Origin of the sequence: Streptococcus gallolyticus subsp. gallolyticus DSM 16831, from assembly GCF_002000985.1 — a bacterium.
GTDB lineage: Bacteria > Bacillota > Bacilli > Lactobacillales > Streptococcaceae > Streptococcus > Streptococcus gallolyticus.
In genome coordinates, this window is the sequence record NZ_CP018822.1 from 54436 (window position 1) to 77500 (window position 23065).

33 protein-coding genes, 1 tRNA gene and 2 rRNA genes (1 of these 36 cut by a window edge) are annotated in these 23065 nt (G+C 40.1%); all 36 read left to right on the forward strand.

What is annotated here, in order from left to right; genetic code table 11:
* Positions 1-6 precede the first annotated feature (6 nt).
* A complete protein-coding gene (locus BTR42_RS00345) occupies positions 7-1197 on the forward strand; it encodes a sensor histidine kinase (protein WP_061459153.1) in 1191 nt (396 codons plus the stop codon).
* On the forward strand, positions 1197-1820 hold the full coding sequence (locus tag BTR42_RS00350; RefSeq protein ID WP_009853207.1) for a response regulator: 624 nt from the start codon (positions 1197-1199) through the stop codon (positions 1818-1820). Before BTR42_RS00345 ends, BTR42_RS00350 begins: the two co-directional genes overlap by 1 nt.
* A gap of 72 nt (positions 1821-1892) precedes the next feature.
* A complete protein-coding gene (locus BTR42_RS00355; protein WP_009853208.1) occupies positions 1893-2786 on the forward strand; it encodes a LysR family transcriptional regulator in 894 nt (297 codons plus the stop codon).
* Positions 2787-2907: 121 nt separating this feature from the next.
* Positions 2908-3366 (forward strand): DUF2798 domain-containing protein, encoded by a 459-nt coding sequence (locus BTR42_RS00360; RefSeq protein WP_012961324.1) that lies wholly within the window; start codon positions 2908-2910, stop codon positions 3364-3366.
* A 330-nt stretch (positions 3367-3696) separates the two neighbouring features.
* Positions 3697-4005 carry a 30S ribosomal protein S10 gene (gene rpsJ, locus BTR42_RS00365; RefSeq protein ID WP_009853211.1) on the forward strand — a complete coding sequence of 103 codons (309 nt, stop codon included), beginning with the start codon at positions 3697-3699 and terminating at the stop codon, positions 4003-4005.
* Positions 4006-4114: 109 nt separating this feature from the next.
* On the forward strand, positions 4115-4741 hold the full coding sequence (rplC, locus tag BTR42_RS00370) for a 50S ribosomal protein L3 (protein ID WP_003067226.1): 627 nt from the start codon (positions 4115-4117) through the stop codon (positions 4739-4741).
* A gap of 23 nt (positions 4742-4764) precedes the next feature.
* Positions 4765-5388, forward strand: coding sequence for a 50S ribosomal protein L4 (rplD, locus tag BTR42_RS00375; RefSeq protein ID WP_006531321.1), 624 nt, complete (start codon positions 4765-4767; stop codon positions 5386-5388).
* Positions 5388-5684: a 50S ribosomal protein L23 gene (locus BTR42_RS00380; protein ID WP_003062842.1), complete on the forward strand. Its 297-nt coding sequence runs from the start codon at positions 5388-5390 to the stop codon at positions 5682-5684. The genes rplD and BTR42_RS00380 overlap by 1 nt, the downstream gene beginning before the upstream one ends.
* Positions 5685-5701: 17 nt before the next feature.
* Positions 5702-6535: a 50S ribosomal protein L2 gene (gene rplB / locus BTR42_RS00385; protein ID WP_003062844.1), complete on the forward strand. Its 834-nt coding sequence runs from the start codon at positions 5702-5704 to the stop codon at positions 6533-6535.
* A gap of 97 nt (positions 6536-6632) precedes the next feature.
* Positions 6633-6911 (forward strand): 30S ribosomal protein S19, encoded by a 279-nt coding sequence (rpsS, locus tag BTR42_RS00390; RefSeq protein WP_000533765.1) that lies wholly within the window; start codon positions 6633-6635, stop codon positions 6909-6911.
* A gap of 15 nt (positions 6912-6926) precedes the next feature.
* Complete coding sequence (rplV, locus tag BTR42_RS00395; protein ID WP_003062848.1) at positions 6927-7271, forward strand: 50S ribosomal protein L22; 345 nt, start codon at positions 6927-6929, stop codon at positions 7269-7271.
* Positions 7272-7283: 12 nt separating this feature from the next.
* Positions 7284-7937: a 30S ribosomal protein S3 gene (gene rpsC, locus BTR42_RS00400; protein ID WP_009853213.1), complete on the forward strand. Its 654-nt coding sequence runs from the start codon at positions 7284-7286 to the stop codon at positions 7935-7937.
* A 3-nt stretch (positions 7938-7940) separates the two neighbouring features.
* On the forward strand, positions 7941-8354 hold the full coding sequence (rplP, locus tag BTR42_RS00405; RefSeq protein WP_003062852.1) for a 50S ribosomal protein L16: 414 nt from the start codon (positions 7941-7943) through the stop codon (positions 8352-8354).
* Between the two features lie 9 nt (positions 8355-8363).
* Positions 8364-8570, forward strand: a complete 207-nt coding sequence (gene rpmC / locus BTR42_RS00410) for a 50S ribosomal protein L29 (protein ID WP_003062854.1) — start codon at positions 8364-8366, stop codon at positions 8568-8570.
* Between the two features lie 27 nt (positions 8571-8597).
* Complete coding sequence (gene rpsQ, locus BTR42_RS00415; protein ID WP_002885836.1) at positions 8598-8858, forward strand: 30S ribosomal protein S17; 261 nt, start codon at positions 8598-8600, stop codon at positions 8856-8858.
* A gap of 24 nt (positions 8859-8882) precedes the next feature.
* Entirely contained in the window at positions 8883-9251 is a 369-nt protein-coding gene (gene rplN, locus BTR42_RS00420; protein WP_003062856.1) for a 50S ribosomal protein L14, read from the forward strand.
* A 79-nt stretch (positions 9252-9330) separates the two neighbouring features.
* Positions 9331-9636: a 50S ribosomal protein L24 gene (gene rplX / locus BTR42_RS00425; RefSeq protein WP_003062858.1), complete on the forward strand. Its 306-nt coding sequence runs from the start codon at positions 9331-9333 to the stop codon at positions 9634-9636.
* 28 nt (positions 9637-9664) lie between these two features.
* Positions 9665-10207 carry a 50S ribosomal protein L5 gene (rplE, locus tag BTR42_RS00430; RefSeq protein WP_003062861.1) on the forward strand — a complete coding sequence of 181 codons (543 nt, stop codon included), beginning with the start codon at positions 9665-9667 and terminating at the stop codon, positions 10205-10207.
* A 17-nt stretch (positions 10208-10224) separates the two neighbouring features.
* Positions 10225-10410, forward strand: coding sequence for a type Z 30S ribosomal protein S14 (locus BTR42_RS00435; RefSeq protein ID WP_003062863.1), 186 nt, complete (start codon positions 10225-10227; stop codon positions 10408-10410).
* A 206-nt stretch (positions 10411-10616) separates the two neighbouring features.
* Positions 10617-11015, forward strand: a complete 399-nt coding sequence (gene rpsH / locus BTR42_RS00440; protein WP_006531328.1) for a 30S ribosomal protein S8 — start codon at positions 10617-10619, stop codon at positions 11013-11015.
* A 143-nt stretch (positions 11016-11158) separates the two neighbouring features.
* Complete coding sequence (gene rplF, locus BTR42_RS00445) at positions 11159-11695, forward strand: 50S ribosomal protein L6 (RefSeq protein ID WP_009853214.1); 537 nt, start codon at positions 11159-11161, stop codon at positions 11693-11695.
* Positions 11696-11798: 103 nt separating this feature from the next.
* Entirely contained in the window at positions 11799-12155 is a 357-nt protein-coding gene (gene rplR / locus BTR42_RS00450) for a 50S ribosomal protein L18 (protein WP_003001342.1), read from the forward strand.
* A gap of 18 nt (positions 12156-12173) precedes the next feature.
* Positions 12174-12668, forward strand: a complete 495-nt coding sequence (rpsE, locus tag BTR42_RS00455) for a 30S ribosomal protein S5 (RefSeq protein ID WP_009853215.1) — start codon at positions 12174-12176, stop codon at positions 12666-12668.
* Positions 12669-12682: 14 nt separating this feature from the next.
* Positions 12683-12865 carry a 50S ribosomal protein L30 gene (gene rpmD, locus BTR42_RS00460; protein ID WP_009853216.1) on the forward strand — a complete coding sequence of 61 codons (183 nt, stop codon included), beginning with the start codon at positions 12683-12685 and terminating at the stop codon, positions 12863-12865.
* Between the two features lie 138 nt (positions 12866-13003).
* Positions 13004-13444, forward strand: coding sequence for a 50S ribosomal protein L15 (gene rplO, locus BTR42_RS00465; RefSeq protein WP_003067203.1), 441 nt, complete (start codon positions 13004-13006; stop codon positions 13442-13444).
* 15 nt (positions 13445-13459) lie between these two features.
* Complete coding sequence (gene secY / locus BTR42_RS00470; protein WP_009853217.1) at positions 13460-14764, forward strand: preprotein translocase subunit SecY; 1305 nt, start codon at positions 13460-13462, stop codon at positions 14762-14764.
* Positions 14765-14860: 96 nt separating this feature from the next.
* The gene (locus tag BTR42_RS00475; RefSeq protein WP_077495913.1) at positions 14861-15502 is read left to right on the forward strand and encodes an adenylate kinase; all 642 of its coding nucleotides are present in this window, start codon (positions 14861-14863) and stop codon (positions 15500-15502) included.
* Between the two features lie 118 nt (positions 15503-15620).
* On the forward strand, positions 15621-15839 hold the full coding sequence (gene infA / locus BTR42_RS00480; RefSeq protein WP_001040189.1) for a translation initiation factor IF-1: 219 nt from the start codon (positions 15621-15623) through the stop codon (positions 15837-15839).
* Between the two features lie 25 nt (positions 15840-15864).
* Positions 15865-15981, forward strand: a complete 117-nt coding sequence (rpmJ, locus tag BTR42_RS00485; protein WP_002959355.1) for a 50S ribosomal protein L36 — start codon at positions 15865-15867, stop codon at positions 15979-15981.
* An 18-nt stretch (positions 15982-15999) separates the two neighbouring features.
* A complete protein-coding gene (gene rpsM / locus BTR42_RS00490) occupies positions 16000-16365 on the forward strand; it encodes a 30S ribosomal protein S13 (RefSeq protein ID WP_003062883.1) in 366 nt (121 codons plus the stop codon).
* A gap of 17 nt (positions 16366-16382) precedes the next feature.
* The gene (gene rpsK, locus BTR42_RS00495; protein ID WP_003062885.1) at positions 16383-16766 is read left to right on the forward strand and encodes a 30S ribosomal protein S11; all 384 of its coding nucleotides are present in this window, start codon (positions 16383-16385) and stop codon (positions 16764-16766) included.
* 48 nt (positions 16767-16814) lie between these two features.
* Positions 16815-17753, forward strand: coding sequence for a DNA-directed RNA polymerase subunit alpha (locus BTR42_RS00500; RefSeq protein ID WP_009853219.1), 939 nt, complete (start codon positions 16815-16817; stop codon positions 17751-17753).
* 14 nt (positions 17754-17767) lie between these two features.
* A complete protein-coding gene (gene rplQ / locus BTR42_RS00505; RefSeq protein ID WP_003062890.1) occupies positions 17768-18154 on the forward strand; it encodes a 50S ribosomal protein L17 in 387 nt (128 codons plus the stop codon).
* Positions 18155-19389: 1235 nt separating this feature from the next.
* Positions 19390-20938, forward strand: a 16S ribosomal RNA gene (locus BTR42_RS00510).
* Between the two features lie 57 nt (positions 20939-20995).
* A tRNA-Ala gene (locus BTR42_RS00515) sits at positions 20996-21068 on the forward strand.
* Between the two features lie 144 nt (positions 21069-21212).
* Positions 21213-23065, forward strand: a 23S ribosomal RNA gene (locus tag BTR42_RS00520) (it continues 1046 nt past the right edge of the window).
* Together the 16S and 23S rRNA genes with 1 tRNA gene alongside form the textbook arrangement of a ribosomal RNA operon.

Sequence of the window (23065 nt, forward strand, 5' to 3'; positions counted from 1 at the left end):
ATAGGTATGAAAACAAATAAAATAGAAGAAAGTGTCAAATATCAATTTTTAAAATTAGGTAAATGGCTTTTGATAGGTTGGCTAGTTTTCCTTTATCTTTTTGTCCAATATTTAAATTGTGGCTACTTTTTTCAAACAGATGTTATGTCAAATGCAGCCTTAGTTAGTGAAGTATTATTGCTTTATTTTTCTAATCGTTTGGTGTCAACGAAATATTTGTATCTCGGATTAGCTGTGCAAGTCTTGCTGATTTTTTGGTTGGCACTTTTCTTTGACAATCTATCTAGTCTTGCTTTACTGGTTGGATTCATGCCTATTTGCATTGTTGAAGAAATTACCTACCAGTATCCTAAACGTTATTTTGTAATGACAGCTTTGTACGGTCTCTGTGTTCTTGGCTTTGGCTTATTGCAAGATGGTTTAGATTTTTTCAATTTTATCTTGTTAGCTGAAGCTGTGGCTATGATTGCACTACTTGCCATTTATTATTATCAAATGATTTATCGTCAAGCTTTTCAAGCGCAATATCTTCAGGAAGTTAATGAGGAACTCAATCAAGCTTATGCACAAGTAGAGGAAGCGACAACTAAGGCAGTCAAACAAACGCTGGCGCGTGATTTACACGATAGCTTGACTCAAGATTTGATTGGCATTAATATGCACCTCTCGGCAATGAAAGCTCTCCTAGACAATGAAGATTATCAAAAATTGGCACAGACTTTGGAAAAAACACAACATCTCACCAAAGAATCCATTAGTGAGGCACGTCAAACGATTGCTGATTATCGCCAAGAAAAACGAGACAATCTAACGTTGCAGTTGCGAGAAGAATTACAAAAACGGTTGACCAATTTGCAAGAAAATTATCATCTCAATACTCAACTGGCTATGCCTGATGAGATTGAATTATCTTATCATCAAGGAATGGATGTTTTGCGAATGATTAATGAAGCTTTGATGAATGTTATTAAGCATGCTGAGATTGACCAAGCAAAAGTTGACGTCAAGAAAGAGGGAAAAATGTTGCAAATTCACGTTATTAATTTTGGTAAGCCTATGCGATTACTAGCGCAAAACAATCAACATTTTGGCTTACTTGGCATGAAAGAACGAGCAGCGCAGTATAACGGTCAAGTGAGTATTAACAGTAGCAAAAACACAGGAACGGTTGTAACGATTGAATTGGAGGTAATCTAGTGAAGCACATTATGATTGTAGATGATCATCCGATTGTCAGAGAAGGTTTGGCTAATTTTATTGAAATAGCAGATGATTTGACAGTGGTTGCCACAGCTTCAAATGGTCAGGAGGCTTTGGAAAAATTAGCTGCGCTTACTAGGCAACCAGACCTTATCTTAGTTGATTTGCAAATGCCAGAAATGAGTGGCAAAAAGTTACTAGAAGAGCTGCCGACATTGTCGAATGTTCTCATCTTTTCTACGGAAATCGACGGTGAACTTGCGCAGCACTTTATTCAAAAAGGAGTACGAGGCTACCTATTAAAAGACGAAGACCCGACTGACATTGTTAATCATATTCAAAAGTTATTAGCAGATGATAGCTATATTGCCATAAGTTCAGAAGTTTTGACGGCTAGTTTTCAACATAGACAAAACGAAGAAAATGTGCCAACGATTACAGAGCAGCAGAAGCAGCTATTGCAAATGGTAGCTGATGGATTGACCAATAAAGAAATTGCAGCGCAGCTATTTGTTACTGACCGCACGGTAAAGACCTATCTAACGGAACTTTATGAGATTTTTCAAGTCAATAATCGAGCTCAAGCAATTGCTTATGCGATAAGACACAACTTAATTTAAAAAATAATCATTAGAAAAGTTTTGTGATTTTTGTTATGCTACAATAAAGAATTTATTTCAGGAAGTAACGCTATGGAACTGAATCATGTGAAAGAATTTATTGCCTTAACAAAGACAGAAAATTATCTAGAAGCAGCGGAGAATTTATTCATTTCGCAATCTAGCTTGTCAAAACATATAAAATCTTTGGAAGTTGAACTTGGAACAACTCTATTTGACCGAACGACACGTCAAGTTAAACTCAATGAAGCAGGAAAAGTATTTCTCAAATACGCTCAACAGCTAATTGATGTCCAGCACCAATGTAATACGGCGCTTATTAATCTCAAGGAAGCTGAAGAGCAAAGTTTGACAATCGGCTCAATTCCAATTATGGCTCCTTATGGCATCACAGATATGCTCATTGATTTTAAAAAGGCGAATGTAAAAATTAATCTGAGCATTATTGAAGGTGAGACTGAGCAACTTAAACAGAAACTTCGAAATGATGACTGTGATTTGATTTTTATTCGTCGATTGTCAGGTCAAAAAGAAGTTACAGAGGATTTGGATGATTTTGCAGTCATCAATTTCACGACGGATTATTTGGTTGCGGTGTTACCAAATGATCACCCCTTGGCTAACCAAGCTCTGATTGACTTGTCGGAATTGAAAAATGAAGAATTTTTATTCTTACCTCCTCATTCTGTCATGCATAACATTTCACTTCAAGCTTGTCGTCAAGCTGGCTTTACGCCGTCAATTGCTTATACGGGAAAGCGTGCTGAAAATATTATCGACCTTGTTAGTAAAGGAATGGGCATTTCGTTATTAATGGCAAAACCTATTTCCTATATCAATACGCGAAATCTGGTGAAACTGGTGCCTGTTCTTCCGCATATCGAGACAGAAATTGTCATTTATTATAAGAAAAGTGCCCTGTTATCAAAAGCAGCCAGTCACTTTTTAGAATTTGTTCAACGATAGAGGAGTGGTTTTGCCCACTCCTTTATTGTTGAAAATTATTCATTTTAGGAATAGATTGCTCTAAAAACGGAATTGTTTCCGATTTTATTTTTAGGTAATATAAGTTATGAGGAGGGAAGAAATGAAAGTAAGTAAAACAAGAGAGTTTGTCTTTTCTTTATCAATGGCATTTGCTATGAGTTTTTGCATGGAATATTACAATTTATCACTTAATAACGGCGGTGCCAATTATGGTTTAGTTTTGGACGTATTGAAAGAAGTGTGGTGGATTACAATCATCGTTTTTCTCATTCAAGAATTCTTCGGTGGACCAATTGCAGTTCGCTTGATGTCAATGCTGGCAAAGCCTGAAGAAATTCCTGTGTTCATGCGACCAACGATACGAAGAATTTGCACAGTCTGTGTGATGTGTCCAAGTATGGCGGTTGTTTCATCTATTTTATTTAAGCATCCATGGGGAAATTTCATTCCAACGGTTTTAACCACGCTAACGTTTAATTTTCCAATGGCGTTTTCAATTCAAATCTTTTTATTAGGTCCCGTCCTCAAAAAATTGATTCTAGAATCAGGAAATAAATAACATCTTTTTATTCCAAAGATAGTTTCTTCCTATTAGAGTGCTTTTTGCTAATTATATATGTAAGAAATCAGGTGATTGCCTGATTTTTTTGTTAATGCTTAAAATGTTGGTAGTACCTGAAAACATTTTCTTGGAAAAAAAGCTAAAAAACACGGTAAAAACCTTGCAAACTCTTGTCAAATCTGATATTATATACTGGTGCTGTAAATACAGTAACTTTAGCTATGATACAAGAGGTTGCGACACGCTCGGTTGCATTGCCACGCAAAAGCGTGTTGGTTTTCTTGAGGAGCTAGCCTATTATCTTAAATAGACGAAAAGGAGAAAAAGATGGCAAACAAAAAAATCCGTATCCGTTTGAAAGCATACGAACATCGTACACTTGATACAGCGGCAGAAAAAATTGTTGAAACTGCAACACGTACAGGTGCAACAGTTGCTGGACCAGTTCCACTTCCAACTGAACGTAGCTTGTACACAGTTATTCGTGCGACTCACAAATACAAAGATTCACGCGAACAATTTGAAATGCGTACTCACAAACGCTTGATCGATATCATCAACCCAACTCAAAAAACAGTTGACGCTTTGATGAAATTGGATCTTCCAAGTGGTGTTAACGTAGAAATCAAACTCTAATAAGGATTTGGTGATTGAGCACAAAAAACGCTCGTTAAAAACTTTTTTGAGCATGAAAAATGCTCATTAAAAACTTTTTAAATAAATAAAGTAAAGGAAATATTCTCTCATGACAAAAGGAATCTTAGGGAAAAAAGTGGGAATGACTCAAATCTTCACTGAATCTGGTGAATTTATCCCTGTTACTGTCATCGAAGCAACTCCAAACGTTGTGCTTCAAGTGAAAACTGTTGAAACAGATGGTTACGAAGCAGTTCAAGTTGGTTTTGACGACAAACGTGAAGTATTGAGCAACAAACCTGCCAAAGGCCATGTAGCAAAAGCTAACACAGCTCCTAAGCGCTTCATTCGTGAATTCAAAAACATTGAAGGCTTAGAAGTTGGTCAAGAAATCACAGTTGATACATTCGAAGCTGGAGATGTTGTTGATGTAACTGGTACATCTAAAGGTAAAGGTTTCCAAGGTGTTATCAAACGCCACGGTCAAGCTCGTGGACCAATGGCTCACGGTTCTCGTTATCACCGTCGTCCAGGTTCTATGGGACCTGTTGCGCCTAACCGTGTTTTCAAAAACAAACACTTGGCAGGACGTATGGGTGGTAACCGTGTGACAATCCAAAACCTTGAAGTTGTCCAAGTTATCCCAGAGAAAAACGTTATTCTTATCAAAGGTAACGTACCAGGTGCTAAGAAATCTCTTATCACTATCAAATCAGCAGTTAAGGCTGCTAAATAATAAGAAAGGAGAAAACAGTTAAAATGGCAAACGTAAAACTATTTGACCAAACTGGTAAAGAAGTTAGCTCAGTTGAGTTGAACGATGCTATCTTCGGTATCGAACCAAACGAATCAGTAGTATTTGATGTCGTTATCAGCCAACGCGCTAGCCTTCGCCAAGGTACTCACGCAGTTAAAAACCGCTCTGCAGTATCTGGTGGTGGTCGTAAACCATGGCGTCAAAAAGGAACTGGACGTGCTCGTCAAGGTTCTATCCGCTCACCACAATGGCGTGGTGGTGGTGTAGTCTTCGGACCAACTCCACGTTCATACGGATACAAACTTCCACAAAAAGTTCGTCGCCTTGCATTGAAATCAGTTTACTCAGCTAAAGTTGCTGAAGATAAATTTGTAGCTGTAGAAAGCCTTTCATTTGCAGCTCCAAAAACTGCTGAATTCGCAAACGTACTTTCAGCTCTTAACGTTGACTCAAAAGTACTTGTAATCCTTGAAGAAGGAAACGAATTTGCAGCTCTTTCTGCACGTAACCTTCCAAACGTTAAAGTTGCAACTGCAACAACTGCAAGTGTTCTTGATATCGTAAACAGCGACAAACTTCTTGTTACTAAAGAAGCAATCTCTACAATCGAGGAGGTTCTTGCATAATGAATTTGTACGACGTAATCAAAAAACCAGTAATCACTGAAAAATCAATGTACGACCTCGAAGCAGGTAAATATACATTCGAAGTTGACTCTCGTGCGCACAAACTTTTGATCAAACAAGCTGTTGAAGCTGCTTTTGATGGAGTTAAAGTTGCAAACGTGAACACTGTAACAGTTAAACCAAAAGCAAAACGTGTTGGTCGTTACACTGGTTTCACTTCAAAAACTAAAAAAGCTATCATCACTCTTACAGCTGATTCTAAAGCAATCGAGTTGTTTGCAGCTGAAGCTGAATAATCTAAGGAGGAAATAACGTGGGTATTAAAGCTTATAAACCAACGACAAATGGTCGTCGTAATATGACTTCTTTGGATTTTGCTGAAATCACTACAAGCACTCCTGAGAAATCATTGCTTGTTTCACTTAAAAACAAAGCTGGTCGTAACAACAACGGTCGCATCACTGTACGTCACCAAGGTGGCGGTCACAAACGTCACTACCGTTTGATTGACTTCAAACGTAACAAAGATGGCGTTGAAGCAGTTGTAAAAACTATTGAGTATGATCCAAACCGTACAGCTAACATCGCTCTTGTACATTACACTGACGGTGTGAAAGCTTATATCCTTGCACCTAAAGGTCTTGAAGTTGGACAACGTATCGTTTCAGGTCCAGATGCAGATATCAAAGTTGGTAACGCTCTTCCACTTGCTAACATCCCTGTTGGTACAGTTATTCACAATATCGAACTTCAACCAGGTAAAGGTGCTGAATTGATTCGTGCTGCTGGTGCTTCTGCACAAGTTCTTGGTCAAGAAGGTAAATACGTGCTTGTTCGTCTTCAATCAGGCGAAGTTCGTATGATTCTTGGTACTTGCCGTGCTACAATCGGTACAGTTGGTAACGAACAACAATCACTTGTAAACCTTGGTAAAGCTGGTCGTAGCCGTTGGATGGGTATCCGTCCTACAGTTCGTGGTTCTGTAATGAACCCTAATGATCACCCACACGGTGGTGGTGAAGGTAAAGCACCAGTTGGACGTAAAGCGCCATCTACTCCTTGGGGTAAACCTGCGCTTGGTCTTAAAACTCGTAACAAAAAAGCTAAATCTGACAAACTTATTGTTCGTCGTCGTAACGATAAATAATTCAGTCGCTTAGTTAAATAATCATCCGCCAGCTCGGTAGTGTGCATTTTGCACACAGGCCGCTGTGGTACTATATTTTAAAGGAGAAAACTACAAAATGGGACGTAGTCTTAAAAAAGGACCTTTCGTCGATGAGCATTTGATGAAAAAAGTTGAAGCTCAAGCAAATGACGAAAAGAAAAAAGTAATTAAAACTTGGTCACGTCGTTCAACGATTTTCCCAAGTTTCATCGGTTATACAATCGCAGTTTATGATGGACGTAAACACGTACCAGTTTACATCCAAGAAGACATGGTAGGTCACAAACTTGGTGAATTCGCACCAACTCGTACTTACAAAGGTCACGCAGCTGACGATAAGAAAACACGTCGTTAATAGGAGGAGGACACAATGGCAGAAATTACTTCAGCTAAAGCAATGGCTCGTACAGTCCGTGTTTCACCTCGTAAAACACGTCTTGTACTTGATCTTATCCGTGGTAAGAATGTTGCTGACGCAATCGCAATCTTGAAATTCACTCCAAACAAAGCAGCTCGCGTAGTTGAAAAAGTTCTTAACTCTGCTATCGCTAACGCAGAAAACAACTTTGGTTTGGAAAAAGCTAACTTGGTAGTATCTGAAACTTTCGCAAACGAAGGACCAACTATGAAACGTTTCCGTCCACGTGCTAAAGGTTCAGCTTCACCAATCAACAAACGCACAACTCACGTCACAGTAGTTGTGTCAGAAAAATAAGGAGGTAAAATCGTGGGTCAAAAAGTACATCCAATTGGTATGCGTGTCGGAATCATCCGTGATTGGGATGCGAAATGGTATGCTGAAAAAGAATACGCGGATTACCTTCATGAAGATCTTGCAATCCGCAAATTCATTCAAACAGAATTGGCAGACGCTTCAGTTTCACGTATTGAAATCGAACGTGCTGTAAATAAAGTAATTGTTTCACTTCACACTGCTAAACCAGGTATGGTTATCGGTAAAGGTGGAGCTAATGTTGACGCTCTTCGCGCTAAACTTAACAAATTGACTGGAAAACAAGTTCACATCAACATCGTTGAAATCAAACAACCTGATTTGGACGCACACCTTGTTGGTGAAAACATTGCACGTCAACTTGAACAACGTGTTGCTTTCCGTCGTGCTCAAAAACAAGCTATCCAACGTACAATGCGTGCAGGTGCTAAAGGTATTAAAACTCAAGTATCTGGTCGTTTGAACGGTGCTGATATCGCTCGTAGTGAAGGTTATTCAGAAGGAACTGTTCCACTTCACACACTTCGTGCAGATATTGACTACGCTTGGGAAGAAGCTGACACTACTTACGGTAAACTTGGTGTTAAAGTTTGGATCTACCGTGGTGAAGTTCTTCCAGCTCGTAAAAACACTAAAGGAGGCAAATAACAAATGTTAGTACCTAAACGTGTTAAACACCGTCGCGAATTCCGTGGAAAAATGCGCGGTGAAGCTAAAGGTGGTAAAGAAGTCGCATTCGGTGAATATGGTCTTCAAGCTACTACTAGTCACTGGATCACAAACCGTCAAATCGAAGCTGCCCGTATCGCAATGACTCGTTACATGAAACGTGGTGGTAAAGTTTGGATTAAAATCTTCCCACACAAATCATACACTGCTAAAGCTATCGGTGTACGTATGGGTTCTGGTAAAGGGGCACCTGAAGGTTGGGTAGCACCAGTTAAACGTGGTAAAGTGATGTTTGAAATCGCTGGTGTATCTGAAGAAGTTGCACGTGAAGCACTTCGTCTTGCTAGCCACAAATTGCCAGTTAAGACTAAATTCGTGAAACGTGAAGCAGAATAAGGAGAAATCATGAAACTTCAAGAAATTAAAGATTTTGTTAAAGAGCTTCGTGGTCTTTCTCAAGAAGAACTTGCTAAGAAAGAAAACGAACTTAAGAAAGAACTTTTCGATCTTCGTTTCCAAGCTGCAGCAGGTCAACTTGATCAAACTGCTCGTTTGAACGAAGTTAAAAAACAAATTGCACGCGTAAAAACAGTGCAATCTGAAAAGAAATAATAGATTGGGAAAGGAGAAATTCTAATAATGGAACGTAATCAACGTAAAACCCTTGTTGGACGTGTAGTATCTGACAAAATGGATAAAACAATCACTGTTGTAGTTGAAACTAAACGTAACCACCCAGTCTATGGTAAACGTATCAACTATTCTAAAAAATACAAAGCACATGATGAAAACAACGTTGCTAAAGAAGGCGATATCGTTCGTATCATGGAAACTCGTCCACTTTCAGCTACAAAACGCTTCCGTCTTGTAGAAGTAGTGGAAGAAGCTGTTATTATCTAATCAAACTAAAAGGAGAAATTTGAAATGATTCAACAAGAAACTCGCTTGAAAGTTGCTGATAATAGCGGTGCTCGTGAGATCTTGACTATCAAAGTTCTTGGTGGTTCAGGACGTAAATTCGCTAACATCGGTGACGTAATCGTTGCTTCTGTAAAACAAGCTACTCCTGGTGGAGCTGTTAAAAAAGGTGATGTCGTAAAAGCTGTTGTTGTTCGTACTAAATCTGGTGCACGCCGTCCAGACGGTTCATACATCAAATTTGATGACAACGCTGCAGTAATCATCCGTGATGACAAAACTCCTCGCGGAACTCGTATCTTCGGCCCTGTTGCACGTGAATTGCGTGAAGGTGGCTTCATGAAGATCGTATCACTTGCACCAGAAGTACTTTAATCAATAAAAAACACAAACTAAGTCCCCTGCATTTGCAGGGTGCCCATTAGGGCGTAAGAAATAATAGGAGAAAAACCAAATGTTTGTAAAAAAAGGCGACAAAGTTCGCGTTATTGCTGGTAAGGACAAAGGCGTTGAAGCTGTAGTTCTTAAAGCCCTTCCTAAAGTCAACAAAGTTGTTGTCGAAGGTGTTGCTATTGTTAAAAAACATCAAAAACCAAACAACGAAAACCCTCAAGGTGCTATCGTAGAAAAAGAAGCACCAATCCATGTATCTAACGTACAAGTTCTTGACAAAAATGGTGTAGCAGGACGTGTTGGTTACAAAGTTGTAGACGGCAAAAAAGTTCGTTACAACAAAAAATCAGGCGAAGTGCTTGATTAATCACGAAGGAAAGGAGAAAGTATAAGTAATGGTAAATCGCTTAAAAGAAAAATACACTAACGAAGTCGTTCCTGCTTTGACTGAAAAATTCAACTACACTTCAGTTATGGCTGTCCCAAAAGTTGAGAAAATCGTTCTTAACATGGGTGTTGGTGATGCTGTAAATAATTCTAAAAACCTTGAAAAAGCTGCTGCTGAATTGGCACTTATTTCAGGTCAAAAACCATTGATTACTAAAGCTAAGAAATCAATCGCTGGCTTCCGTCTTCGTGAAGGTGTAGCGATCGGTGCAAAAGTTACCCTTCGTGGTGAACGTATGTACGAATTCTTAGATAAATTGGTTACTGTTTCACTTCCACGTGTACGTGACTTCCACGGTGTTCCAACAAAATCATTTGACGGACGTGGTAACTACACACTTGGTGTGAAAGAACAATTGATCTTCCCAGAAATCAACTTTGATGATGTTGATAAAGTACGTGGTCTTGATATTGTTATCGTAACTACAGCTAACACTGACGAAGAAGGTCGTGAATTGCTTAAAGGCCTTGGAATGCCTTTTGCAAAATAATTTAGGAGGTAAATCAATTGGCTAAAAAATCTATGATTGCTAAGAATCATCGCCCTGCGAAATTCTCTACGCAAGCTTACACTCGTTGCGAACGTTGTGGCCGTCCACATTCAGTTTACCGCAAATTCAAACTTTGCCGTGTTTGCTTCCGTGAGTTAGCTTACAAAGGACAAATCCCAGGCGTTACTAAAGCGTCTTGGTAAAATTATGATACTAAACCCGTGGTGAACAAAGCAAAATTAGGAAATCGAAGATGTTTGCTTGCAAACGAGTCGATTTATCTATTTTGCACACTTCATAGGGCGAGTTCAAATTAGCTTTTCGTCTGAGAAGCATACAACCAGCCCAATCGGGCGACATTAACTAGCAAGTGAAATATTCAAACTACTAGTAAGAGGAGAAATATATAATGGTTATGACTGACCCAATTGCAGACTTTTTGACACGCATTCGTAATGCTAACCAAGCAAAACACGAAGTGCTTGAAGTACCTGCATCAAATATCAAAAAAGGAATTGCTGAAATTCTTAAACGCGAAGGTTTCGTGAAAAACGTTGAAGTTATCGAAGATGACAAACAAGGTATCATCCGTGTATTCCTTAAATATGGACAAAACGGTGAACGTGTTATCACTAACTTGAAACGTATCTCTAAACCAGGTCTTCGTGTTTACGCAAAACGTGAAGATGTTCCTAAAGTTCTTAACGGACTTGGAATTGCAATCATCTCTACATCAGAAGGTCTTTTGACTGACAAAGAAGCTCGCCAAAAGAACGTTGGTGGAGAAGTTATTGCTTACGTTTGGTAAGATAAAACTTCCTTTCAATTTTTATTGAAAAAGTTTCTTACTAAAAATAATGGACTATAGATACAGGTATTCTGTATAATAGTCGCCCCGTGAAAACTCGTCGCATATGCGGCTTGACAATCTAACAGGAGAAAATAAAAACTATGTCACGTATTGGTAATAAAGTTATCAACTTGCCTGCTGGTGTAGAAGTTACTAACAATGATAACGTAGTAACTGTCAAAGGACCTAAAGGCGAACTCACTCGTGAGTTTAACAAAAACATTGAAATCAAAGTTGAAGGCACTGAAGTTTCACTTCACCGTCCAAACGACTCAAAAGAAATGAAAACAATCCACGGTACAGCTCGTGCTAACTTGAACAACATGGTTGTTGGTGTTTCTGAAGGTTTCAAAAAAGAACTTGAAATGCGCGGGGTTGGTTACCGTGCTCAACTTCAAGGTTCAAAACTTGTACTTTCTGTAGGTAAATCTCACCAAGACGAAGTAGAAGCTCCAGAAGGTGTTTCATTTGAAGTTCCATCTGCAACTACTATCGTCGTTAACGGTATCAACAAAGAAGTTGTTGGTCAAACAGCAGCTTACATCCGTAGCCTTCGTGCTCCAGAACCTTACAAAGGTAAAGGTATCCGTTACGTTGGTGAATACGTACGTCGTAAAGAAGGTAAAACTGGTAAATAATAGATTGTGGGAAGTTTTGCAAGACTTACTCTTGCAAAGCCCATGTTCTAGCATTTATAATGTGTCGTTTTGACATTAATCAATTAATTAAGAGGTGAAAATTGTGATTTCGAAACCAGATAAAAATAAAATCCGCCAAAAACGCCACCGTCGCGTTCGCGGTAAACTCTCTGGAACTGCTGATCGCCCACGTTTGAACGTTTTCCGTTCTAATACAGGCATCTACGCTCAAGTTATTGATGACGTAGCGGGTGTAACGCTCGCAAGTGCATCAACTCTTGATAAAGAAGTTTCTAAAGGAACTAAAACAGAACAAGCCGTTGTTGTCGGTAAACTTGTTGCTGAACGCGCAGTAGCTAAAGGTATTTCTGAAGTGGTGTTTGACCGCGGTGGATATCTCTATCACGGACGTGTTAAAGCTTTGGCTGACTCAGCTCGTGAAAACGGATTGAAATTCTAATAGGGAGGACACTTAATAATGGCATTTAAAGATAATGCAGTTGAACTTGAAGAACGCGTTGTTGCTATCAACCGTGTTACAAAAGTTGTTAAAGGTGGACGTCGTCTCCGCTTTGCTGCTCTTGTAGTTGTTGGTGATCGTAATGGTCGTGTAGGTTTTGGTACTGGTAAAGCTCAAGAAGTACCAGAAGCTATTCGTAAAGCTGTTGAAGACGCTAAGAAAAACTTAATCGAAGTACCTATGGTTGGTACAACAATTCCTCACGAAGTTCGTTCAGAATTCGGTGGAGCTAAAGTATTGTTGAAACCTGCTGTAGAAGGTGCTGGGGTTGCCGCTGGTGGTGCTGTACGTGCCGTCATCGAATTGGCAGGTGTTGCAGATGTTACATCTAAATCACTTGGTTCAAACACTCCAATCAACATCGTTCGTGCAACTGTTGAAGGTTTGAAACAACTTAAACGTGCAGAAGACGTTGCTGCTCTTCGCGGTATTTCAGTTTCTGATTTAGCTTAAGAAAGGGGATAATAATGGCTCAAATTAAAATTACTTTGACTAAGTCTCCAATCGGACGCATTCCTGCACAACGCAAAACAGTTGCTGCTCTTGGACTTGGTAAATTGAATAGCTCAGTTATCAAAGAAGATACACCAGCTATTCGTGGAATGGTTACTGCAGTTTCACACTTGGTAACTGTTGAAGATGTTAAATAATTAACATAATAATTTTAGGTTTAAGTCGCGGAGAAATCTCTTGCGACTTAAACTAGATATAGTATAGGCGAGTTTCTATGGGGAGTCCTTTCCCCTCATAGAGGCGCTAGCATTTTACAAATAAGGAGAAAATTAATAATGAAACTTCATGAACTTAAACCAGCAGAAGGTTCTCGTAAAGTACGTAACCGTGTAGGTCGTGGTACTTCATCTGGTAATGGTAAAACAGCTGGACGTGGTCAAAAAGGTCAAAAAGCTCGTAGCGGTGGTAAAGTACGTCTTGGTTTTGAAGGTGGACAAACTCCATTGTTCCGTCGTATGCCAAAACGTGGTTTCTTGAACATCAACGCTAAAGAATACGCTCTTGTAAACCTTGACCAACTTAACGTCTTTGAAGACGGTACTGAAGTAACTCCAGTTGTTCTTAAAGAAGCTGGAATTATCCGTGCTGAAAAATCAGGTGTTAAAGTTCTTGGTAACGGCGAATTGACTAAAAAATTGACTGTCAAAGCAGCTAAATTCTCAAAATCTGCTGAAGCAGCTATCACTGCAAAAGGTGGTTCAATCGAAGTCATCTAATGAGGAGGACTTAGTATGTTCTTTAAATTACTTAAAGATGCACTAAAGGTAAAAAATGTTAGAAATAAAATTTTCTTTACACTTTTTATCATCTTGGTTTTCCGCATTGGAACGCATATTACTGTGCCAGGTATCAATGCGAAAAGTCTTGAACAATTAGGGGAGCTTCCCTTCTTAAATATGTTGAACCTTGTTTCTGGTAATGCTATGAGTAACTTCTCTGTATTCTCTATGGGTGTTAGCCCATATATCACAGCATCCATCATCGTTCAACTGTTGCAAATGGATATCTTACCTAAATTTGTCGAATGGAGTAAACAAGGTGAAGTAGGACGCCGTAAGCTTAATCAAGCAACGCGCTATATTTCACTCGTCCTAGCTTTCGTTCAATCTATTGGTATTACAGCAGGATTTAATACTCTTTCAAGTATTTCATTGGTATCAACACCAAATGTTAAGACTTATCTTCTCATTGGTGCCTTGTTAACAACAGGTAGTATGATTGTGACATGGCTTGGTGAGCAAATCACCGACAAAGGTTTTGGTAATGGTGTCTCAATGATTATCTTTGCAGGTATCATTTCATCGATTCCAAATGCTATCTCAACAATTTATGAAGATTTCTTTGTGAATGTACGTTCAAGTGATTTATTATCTTCATACATCTTTGTAGCTTTGTTGATTGTGGCAGTATTGGCAATTGTATTCTTTACAACCTTTGTCCAACAAGCAGAATACAAAATTCCAATTCAATATACAAAACTTGTTCAAGGTGCGCCTACAAGTTCTTACCTTCCTTTAAAAATTAATCCAGCCGGCGTCATTCCCGTTATCTTTGCCAGCTCGATTACGACAATTCCAAGTACGATTATTCCGTTGATTTCAAATGGAAAAGACATTCCTTGGTTAACTACTCTAGAATCATTCTTGAATTACCAAACACCAAGTGGTATGGTAGTTTACGCAGTACTAATCATTTTATTCTCATTCTTCTATACTTTTGTGCAAGTTAATCCTGAAAAAACAGCAGAAAACTTGCAAAAAGGTGCGTCATATATTCCTAGTGTTCGACCTGGACGTGAAACAGAAGAATACATGTCTTCACTCTTGAAGAAATTAGCTACTGTGGGTTCAATTTTCTTGGCGTTTATCTCATTAACACCAATTATCGCTCAACAAGCAATGAACCTATCTAGCAGTATTGCTCTTGGAGGAACAAGCTTACTTATCTTGATTTCAACAGGTATTGAAGGTATGAAACAACTTGAAGGCTATCTTTTGAAGAGACAGTATGTTGGTTTCATGAACACAGCAGAATAGAATATAGGTTGACCTAGTCAACCTTTCTATTTTGTTTTTGAATAAGTTTAGCACTTCGGTGTTAAATTTATTTAAAAATAAAATAAGGAGACTATCATGAATCTTTTAATCATGGGTTTACCAGGTGCTGGTAAAGGAACTCAAGCAGCAAAAATTGTTGAAAAATTTGGTGTAGCTCATATTTCTACTGGAGATATGTTCCGCGCTGCAATGGCAAACAAAACTGAAATGGGTGTCCTTGCAAAATTATTCATCGACAAAGGTGAACTTGTACCAGATGAAGTTACGAACGGTATCGTTAAAGAACGTTTAGCACAAGATGACATCGCAGAAAAAGGCTTTTTGCTTGATGGCTATCCACGTACTATTGAACAAGCACACGCTTTAGATGAAACACTTAGCAACTTGGATCTTAAATTAGATGGTGTGATTAACATTGAAGTTAACCCAGAATCACTTATTGAACGTTTAAGTGGTCGTATTATCAACCGTAAAACTGGCGAAACTTTCCACAAAGTATTCAATCCACCAGTTGGTGACTACAATGAAGATGACTTCTACCAACGTGAGGACGACAAACCTGAAACGGTAAAACGTCGTCTTGATGTTAATATCGCTCAAGGTGCACCAATCATTGAACATTACCGTAAAGCAGGTATTGTTTTTGACGTTCAAGGTAACCAAGACATTGATGATGTTTTTGCAGATATTGTTAAAGCTATCTCATCATTAAAATAATTTAAGAATTTTCTACTTGCACAAGTAGAAAAGACATGATATAATAGGCTAGTCTGGCTTATAATTGTTACCTCTGTGCTCAGAGGACATCAAATCGAAATTTAGGGGGTACTTTTGCGTGGCAAAAGAAGATGTGATTGAAATTGAAGGTAAAGTTGTTGAGACGATGCCTAATGCAATGTTTACTGTTGAGTTAGAAAATGGACACCAAATCTTGGCAACTGTATCAGGAAAGATCCGTAAAAACTACATTCGTATTTTGGTAGGTGACCGTGTTACTGTTGAAATGAGTCCGTATGATTTGACACGTGGACGCATCACATACCGCTTTAAATAATCGAAATAATTGGAGGGATTAAAAAATGAAGGTAAGACCATCAGTCAAACCAATTTGCGAATACTGTAAAGTTATTCGTCGTAACGGTCGTGTTATGGTAATTTGTCCATCAAATCCAAAACACAAACAACGTCAAGGATAATTATAGAAAGGAGAAAAAATGGCTCGTATTGCTGGAGTTGATATTCCAAATGAAAAACGTGTAGTAATTTCACTTACTTATGTGTATGGTATCGGTCTTGCTACTTCTAAGAAAATCTTAGCTGCAGCTGGTGTTTCAGAAGATATCCGTGTTAAAGATTTAACATCAGACCAAGAAGATGCTATCCGTCGTGAAGTTGATGCAATTAAAGTTGAAGGTGACCTTCGTCGTGAAGTAAACTTGAACATCAAACGTTTGATGGAAATCGGTTCATATCGTGGTATCCGTCACCGTCGTGGACTTCCTGTCCGTGGACAAAACACTAAAAATAACGCTCGCACTCGTAAAGGTAAAGCTGTTGCGATTGCAGGTAAGAAAAAATAAAATAGGAGGTAAAAAAATTGGCTAAACCAACACGTAAACGTCGTGTGAAAAAGAACATCGAATCTGGTGTTGCTCATATTCACGCTACATTCAATAACACTATTGTTATGATTACAGATGTGCATGGTAATGCAATTGCTTGGTCATCAGCTGGTGCTCTTGGATTCAAAGGTTCTCGTAAATCTACTCCATTCGCTGCACAAATGGCTGCTGAAGCTGCTGCAAAATCTGCACAAGAACATGGTCTTAAAACCGTTGAAGTTACTGTAAAAGGTCCTGGTTCAGGTCGTGAGTCTGCTATTCGTGCTCTTGCTGCGGCTGGTCTTGAAGTGACTTCAATCCGTGACGTTACTCCTGTGCCACATAATGGTGCTCGTCCTCCAAAACGTCGTCGTGTGTAATCGTAATTGTTAATAGTACACAAGATTCGTTTCGAGGGAGTATAATAAATGATTGAGTTTGAAAAACCAATAATAACAAAAATTGATGAAAATAAAGATTACGGCAGATTTGTCATTGAACCACTTGAACGTGGCTATGGGACAACTCTAGGTAATTCTCTTCGTCGTGTACTCTTGTCTTCACTCCCAGGTGCGGCAGTAACATCAATTAAAATTGATGGAGTACTCCACGAATTTGACACTATTCCAGGTGTACGCGAAGATGTTATGCAAATCATCCTTAATATTAAGGGACTTGCAGTAAAATCTTATGTTGATGATGAAAAAATTATCGAACTTGATGTTGAAGGTCCAGCAGAAGTTACTGCGGGAGATATTTTAACAGATAGCGATGTTGAAATCGTCAACCCCGACCACTATCTCTTTACAATCGCTGAAGGACACAGTTTGAAAGCTACAATGACTGTTGCTAAAAAACGTGGTTATGTCCCAGCAGAAGGTAATAAAAAAGAAGATGCTCCAGTGGGAACATTGGCTGTAGATTCAATCTACACACCAGTGAAAAAAGTTAATTATCAAGTTGAACCTGCTCGTGTAGGTAGCAATGATGGCTTTGATAAATTAACAATCGAAATCATGACAAATGGCACAATCATTCCTGAAGATGCTTTAGGTCTTTCTGCTCGTGTCTTGATCGAACACTTGAACCTCTTTACTGACCTTACAGAAGTGGCTAAAAACACTGATGTAATGAAAGAAACTGAGAAAGTGAACGATGAGAAAGTGCTTGACCGTACCATCGAAGAACTTGATTTGTCAGTTCGCTCATACAACTGTCTTAAACGTGCAGGTATCAATACTGTATTTGATTTGACAGAAAAAACTGAGCCCGAAATGATGAAAGTCCGTAACCTTGGTCGTAAGAGCCTTGAAGAAGTCAAAGTTAAACTTGCTGATCTTGGACTCGGACTCAAAAACGATAAATAATATAGGAGGATAAAATGGCTTACCGTAAACTAGGACGCACTAGCTCACAACGTAAAGCAATGCTTCGTGATTTAACAACAGATCTTTTGATTAACGAATCTATTGTAACAACAGAAGCTCGTGCTAAAGAAATCCGTAAAACAGTTGAAAAAATGATTACTTTAGGTAAACGCGGTGATCTTCATGCTCGTCGTCAAGCAGCTGCTTTCGTACGTAATGAAATTGCATCTGAAAACTTTGATGAAGCTACTGAAAAATACACTTCACAAACAGCTCTTCAAAAACTTTTCGATGAAATCGCACCTCGTTATGCAGAACGCAACGGTGGATACACTCGTATTCTTAAAACAGAACCTCGCCGTGGTGACGCTGCTCCAATGGCAATCATTGAATTAGTATAATTTTTATCAATTTTGTTGAGTGTTATGATGATGGAACTGAAAAGTTCTTAGTCTAGCTCTGGTCTACCGCTAGGATTTTTCCTAGCGGGAACACTCATCATATTGGTGTTTTTAGTAACGCTTGTTTACGAAATGTCTCTAGATTAGAAACACTTCGTAAGCAGGCGTTTTTGAGTTTCTTTGACTCGTTGTTAATTGTCGTAGATGATAAATTTAGGCCCTAGCGAGAACAACTTTTAAGTCTCATTTTTGAAGTTAAAGATAAAGGAAAACAATTTTTCTTATTTTTAATAGTTCAAAGATTTTTTGAGAAAACTAAATTACTTTGAAACTCATATAGTTTTCAGTCATGCAGAGGCATTATTTACAAAGAAATTATGCATGTATGATTATAATAGCCATAAAATGCGTTTTAATGACCAAATTCAGCCCATAAAGCTTTTTTATTAAATAAAAGACTGTAAATGGTAAAAATGGCTATTTACGGCAAATAAAACACTTCTGATGATTAAAGTGCTCAAAAATCTTAAAAACAAATTTTAAGTCTAAGTTAGCTATTTCGTAAAAACTCTTTAGAGGTTTATAATCTAACGCTTTTGAGGACAGTTATTTATCCGATTTTCAATAAAAGTAACTTGCTCATGCTGGCTTTGTTGTTAATAATTTTAGGAGCTTTAACCAATCTTCTAGCGATTTCACGATAGGAATGCTCTTCTTTGAGCTGGTATTAAATATTCCCCTTTTTGGTGTGTAGTAATCAGAGTTCTTCTAATTATTTTTGTAGTGATTACAATTATATTTCTCTAAGGTGTTTTTGATACACTCAAATGGCTAGCTGCATTTTAGAACTTTCAAATAAAGAAAATTTATATTTTAATCAGAAAATTTTCTAAAAAGTAGTTGACAGTTTTTCCTAAGTTTAGTATACTAGATGAGCTGTCGCAAGAGGGCAGGTCTTAGGTTTACAGAAAAGCTAAAAAAGTTCTTGACAAAGTAAGCTTGAGATGATACACTAATATAGCTGTTGTCCGAGAGGGATGCGGTAATCGGTTTGAAACAGGATTGAAAAAAACTTGAAAAAGTAGTTGACAAGTTGTTTCAGATTTGATAGAATATAGAAGTTGTCTCGCAAGAGGCAAAGACCTTTGAAAACTGAACAAGACGAACCAAACGTGCGGGTTGAGAAATCGACCTGTTAAGAAAATAAATCTGTCAGTGACAGAATGAGAACAAGATTAAATGAGAGTTTGATCCTGGCTCAGGACGAACGCTGGCGGCGTGCCTAATACATGCAAGTAGAACGCTGACTACTTTAGCTTGCTAGAGTAGAAGGAGTTGCGAACGGGTGAGTAACGCGTAGGTAACCTGCCTACTAGCGGGGGATAACTATTGGAAACGATAGCTAATACCGCATAACAGTGTTTAACACATGTTAGATGCTTGAAAGATGCAAATGCATCACTAGTAGATGGACCTGCGTTGTATTAGCTAGTTGGTGGGGTAACGGCCTACCAAGGCGACGATACATAGCCGACCTGAGAGGGTGATCGGCCACACTGGGACTGAGACACGGCCCAGACTCCTACGGGAGGCAGCAGTAGGGAATCTTCGGCAATGGGGGCAACCCTGACCGAGCAACGCCGCGTGAGTGAAGAAGGTTTTCGGATCGTAAAGCTCTGTTGTAAGAGAAGAACGTGTGTGAGAGTGGAAAGTTCACACAGTGACGGTAACTTACCAGAAAGGGACGGCTAACTACGTGCCAGCAGCCGCGGTAATACGTAGGTCCCGAGCGTTGTCCGGATTTATTGGGCGTAAAGCGAGCGCAGGCGGTTTAATAAGTCTGAAGTTAAAGGCAGTGGCTTAACCATTGTTCGCTTTGGAAACTGTTAAACTTGAGTGCAGAAGGGGAGAGTGGAATTCCATGTGTAGCGGTGAAATGCGTAGATATATGGAGGAACACCGGTGGCGAAAGCGGCTCTCTGGTCTGTAACTGACGCTGAGGCTCGAAAGCGTGGGGAGCAAACAGGATTAGATACCCTGGTAGTCCACGCCGTAAACGATGAGTGCTAGGTGTTAGGCCCTTTCCGGGGCTTAGTGCCGCAGCTAACGCATTAAGCACTCCGCCTGGGGAGTACGACCGCAAGGTTGAAACTCAAAGGAATTGACGGGGGCCCGCACAAGCGGTGGAGCATGTGGTTTAATTCGAAGCAACGCGAAGAACCTTACCAGGTCTTGACATCCCGATGCTATTTCTAGAGATAGAAAGTTTCTTCGGAACATCGGTGACAGGTGGTGCATGGTTGTCGTCAGCTCGTGTCGTGAGATGTTGGGTTAAGTCCCGCAACGAGCGCAACCCCTATTGTTAGTTGCCATCATTCAGTTGGGCACTCTAGCGAGACTGCCGGTAATAAACCGGAGGAAGGTGGGGATGACGTCAAATCATCATGCCCCTTATGACCTGGGCTACACACGTGCTACAATGGTTGGTACAACGAGTCGCAAGTCGGTGACGGCAAGCAAATCTCTTAAAGCCAATCTCAGTTCGGATTGTAGGCTGCAACTCGCCTACATGAAGTCGGAATCGCTAGTAATCGCGGATCAGCACGCCGCGGTGAATACGTTCCCGGGCCTTGTACACACCGCCCGTCACACCACGAGAGTTTGTAACACCCGAAGTCGGTGAGGTAACCTTTTAGGAGCCAGCCGCCTAAGGTGGGATAGATGATTGGGGTGAAGTCGTAACAAGGTAGCCGTATCGGAAGGTGCGGCTGGATCACCTCCTTTCTAAGGAAAAAACGGAAGCACGTTTGGGAAGTCTTGTTTAGTTTTGAGAGGTCTTGTGGGGCCTTAGCTCAGCTGGGAGAGCGCCTGCTTTGCACGCAGGAGGTCAGCGGTTCGATCCCGCTAGGCTCCATTGAATCGAAAGATTCAAGATGATTGTCCATTGAAAATTGAATATCTATATCAAATTCCACAATTAGAAATAATTGTAGAAAGTAACAAGAAATAAACCGAAACGCTGTGATTTAATGAGTTTAAGGTCAGAAGACCAAAATAAGGTTAAGTTAATAAGGGCGCACGGTGGATGCCTTGGCACTAGAAGCCGATGAAGGACGTGACTAACGACGAAATGCTTTGGGGAGTTGTAAGTAAACATTGATCCAGAGATGTCCGAATGGGGGAACCCGGCATGTGATGCATGTCACTCATTACTGTTAAGGTAATGAAGAGGAAGACGCAGTGAACTGAAACATCTAAGTAGCTGCAGGAAGAGAAAGCAAACGCGATTGCCTTAGTAGCGGCGAGCGAACTGGCAAGAGGGCAAACCGATGTGTTTACACATCGGGGTTGTAGGACTGCGTTGTGGGACGCAAGATTATAGAAGAATTACCTGGGAAGGTAAGCCAAAGAGAGTAACAGCCTCGTAATCGAAATAGTCTTAAACCCTAGCAGTATCCTGAGTACGGCGAGACACGAGAAATCTCGTCGGAATCTGGGAGGACCATCTCCCAACCCTAAATACTCTCTAGTGACCGATAGTGAACCAGTACCGTGAGGGAAAGGTGAAAAGCACCCCGGGAGGGGAGTGAAATAGAACCTGAAACCGTGTGCCTACAACAAGTTCGAGCCCGTTAATGGGTGAGAGCGTGCCTTTTGTAGAATGAACCGGCGAGTTACGATATGATGCGAGGTTAAGTTGAAGAGACGGAGCCGTAGGGAAACCGAGTCTTAATAGGGCGGCTTAGTATCATGTCGTAGACCCGAAACCATGTGACCTACCCATGAGCAGGGTGAAGGTGAGGTAAAACTCACTGGAGGCCCGAACCAGGGCACGTTGAAAAGTGCTTGGATGACTTGTGGGTAGCGGAGAAATTCCAAACGAACTTGGAGATAGCTGGTTCTCTCCGAAATAGCTTTAGGGCTAGCGTCGATGTTAAGTCTCTTGGAGGTAGAGCACTGTTTGATTGAGGGGTCCATCCCGGATTACCAATATCAGATAAACTCCGAATGCCAATGAGATATAATCGGCAGTCAGACTGCGAGTGCTAAGATCCGTAGTCGAAAGGGAAACAGCCCAGACCACCAGCTAAGGTCCCAAAATATATGTTAAGTGGAAAAGGATGTGGGGTTGCACAGACAACTAGGATGTTAGCTTAGAAGCAGCTATTCATTCAAAGAGTGCGTAATAGCTCACTAGTCGAGTGACCCTGCGCCGAAAATGTACCGGGGCTAAAACATATTACCGAAGCTGTGGATACCTTTTAGGTATGGTAGGAGAGCGTTCTATGTGTGAAGAAGGTGTACCGTGAGGAGCGCTGGAACGCATAGAAGTGAGAATGCCGGTATGAGTAGCGAAAGACAGGTGAGAATCCTGTCCACCGTAAGACTAAGGTTTCCAGGGGAAGGCTCGTCCGCCCTGGGTTAGTCGGGACCTAAGGAGAGACCGAAAGGTGTATCCGATGGCCAACAGGTTGATATTCCTGTACTAGAGTATATAGTGAAGGAGGGACGCAGTAGGCTAACTAAAGCGTGCGATTGGAAGAGCACGTCTAAGCAGTGAGGTGTGATATGAGTCAAATGCTTATATCTATAACATTGAGCTGTGATGGGGAGCGAAGTTAAGTAGCGAAGTTAGTGATGTCACACTGCCAAGAAAAGCTTCTAGCGTTAATTATACTCTACCCGTACCGCAAACCGACACAGGTAGTCGAGGCGAGTAGCCTCAGGTGAGCGAGAGAACTCTCGTTAAGGAACTCGGCAAAATGGCCCCGTAACTTCGGGAGAAGGGGCGCTGGCTTAGAGTCAGCCGCAGTGAATAGGCCCAAGCAACTGTTTATCAAAAACACAGCTCTCTGCTAAATCGTAAGATGATGTATAGGGGGTGACGCCTGCCCGGTGCTGGAAGGTTAA

Excerpts from the sequence above, each read along its gene's own strand:
- BTR42_RS00345 (WP_061459153.1), top strand. The coding sequence starts at position 7 with ATGAAAACAAATAAAATAGAAGAAAGTGTCAAATATCAATTTTTAAAA.
- BTR42_RS00355 (WP_009853208.1), top strand. The coding sequence starts at position 1,893 with ATGGAACTGAATCATGTGAAAGAATTTATTGCCTTAACAAAGACAGAA.
- BTR42_RS00360 (WP_012961324.1), top strand. The coding sequence starts at position 2,908 with ATGAAAGTAAGTAAAACAAGAGAGTTTGTCTTTTCTTTATCAATGGCA.
- rpsJ (WP_009853211.1), top strand. The coding sequence starts at position 3,697 with ATGGCAAACAAAAAAATCCGTATCCGTTTGAAAGCATACGAACATCGT.
- rplC (WP_003067226.1), top strand. The coding sequence starts at position 4,115 with ATGACAAAAGGAATCTTAGGGAAAAAAGTGGGAATGACTCAAATCTTC.
- rplD (WP_006531321.1), top strand. The coding sequence starts at position 4,765 with ATGGCAAACGTAAAACTATTTGACCAAACTGGTAAAGAAGTTAGCTCA.
- BTR42_RS00380 (WP_003062842.1), top strand. The coding sequence starts at position 5,388 with ATGAATTTGTACGACGTAATCAAAAAACCAGTAATCACTGAAAAATCA.
- rpsS (WP_000533765.1), top strand. The coding sequence starts at position 6,633 with ATGGGACGTAGTCTTAAAAAAGGACCTTTCGTCGATGAGCATTTGATG.
- rplV (WP_003062848.1), top strand. The coding sequence starts at position 6,927 with ATGGCAGAAATTACTTCAGCTAAAGCAATGGCTCGTACAGTCCGTGTT.
- rplP (WP_003062852.1), top strand. The coding sequence starts at position 7,941 with ATGTTAGTACCTAAACGTGTTAAACACCGTCGCGAATTCCGTGGAAAA.
- rpmC (WP_003062854.1), top strand. The coding sequence starts at position 8,364 with ATGAAACTTCAAGAAATTAAAGATTTTGTTAAAGAGCTTCGTGGTCTT.
- rpsQ (WP_002885836.1), top strand. The coding sequence starts at position 8,598 with ATGGAACGTAATCAACGTAAAACCCTTGTTGGACGTGTAGTATCTGAC.
- rplN (WP_003062856.1), top strand. The coding sequence starts at position 8,883 with ATGATTCAACAAGAAACTCGCTTGAAAGTTGCTGATAATAGCGGTGCT.
- rplX (WP_003062858.1), top strand. The coding sequence starts at position 9,331 with ATGTTTGTAAAAAAAGGCGACAAAGTTCGCGTTATTGCTGGTAAGGAC.
- rplE (WP_003062861.1), top strand. The coding sequence starts at position 9,665 with ATGGTAAATCGCTTAAAAGAAAAATACACTAACGAAGTCGTTCCTGCT.
- rpsH (WP_006531328.1), top strand. The coding sequence starts at position 10,617 with ATGGTTATGACTGACCCAATTGCAGACTTTTTGACACGCATTCGTAAT.
- rplF (WP_009853214.1), top strand. The coding sequence starts at position 11,159 with ATGTCACGTATTGGTAATAAAGTTATCAACTTGCCTGCTGGTGTAGAA.
- rpsE (WP_009853215.1), top strand. The coding sequence starts at position 12,174 with ATGGCATTTAAAGATAATGCAGTTGAACTTGAAGAACGCGTTGTTGCT.
- rpmD (WP_009853216.1), top strand. The coding sequence starts at position 12,683 with ATGGCTCAAATTAAAATTACTTTGACTAAGTCTCCAATCGGACGCATT.
- rplO (WP_003067203.1), top strand. The coding sequence starts at position 13,004 with ATGAAACTTCATGAACTTAAACCAGCAGAAGGTTCTCGTAAAGTACGT.
- secY (WP_009853217.1), top strand. The coding sequence starts at position 13,460 with ATGTTCTTTAAATTACTTAAAGATGCACTAAAGGTAAAAAATGTTAGA.
- BTR42_RS00475 (WP_077495913.1), top strand. The coding sequence starts at position 14,861 with ATGAATCTTTTAATCATGGGTTTACCAGGTGCTGGTAAAGGAACTCAA.
- rpmJ (WP_002959355.1), top strand. The coding sequence starts at position 15,865 with ATGAAGGTAAGACCATCAGTCAAACCAATTTGCGAATACTGTAAAGTT.
- rpsM (WP_003062883.1), top strand. The coding sequence starts at position 16,000 with ATGGCTCGTATTGCTGGAGTTGATATTCCAAATGAAAAACGTGTAGTA.
- BTR42_RS00500 (WP_009853219.1), top strand. The coding sequence starts at position 16,815 with ATGATTGAGTTTGAAAAACCAATAATAACAAAAATTGATGAAAATAAA.
- rplQ (WP_003062890.1), top strand. The coding sequence starts at position 17,768 with ATGGCTTACCGTAAACTAGGACGCACTAGCTCACAACGTAAAGCAATG.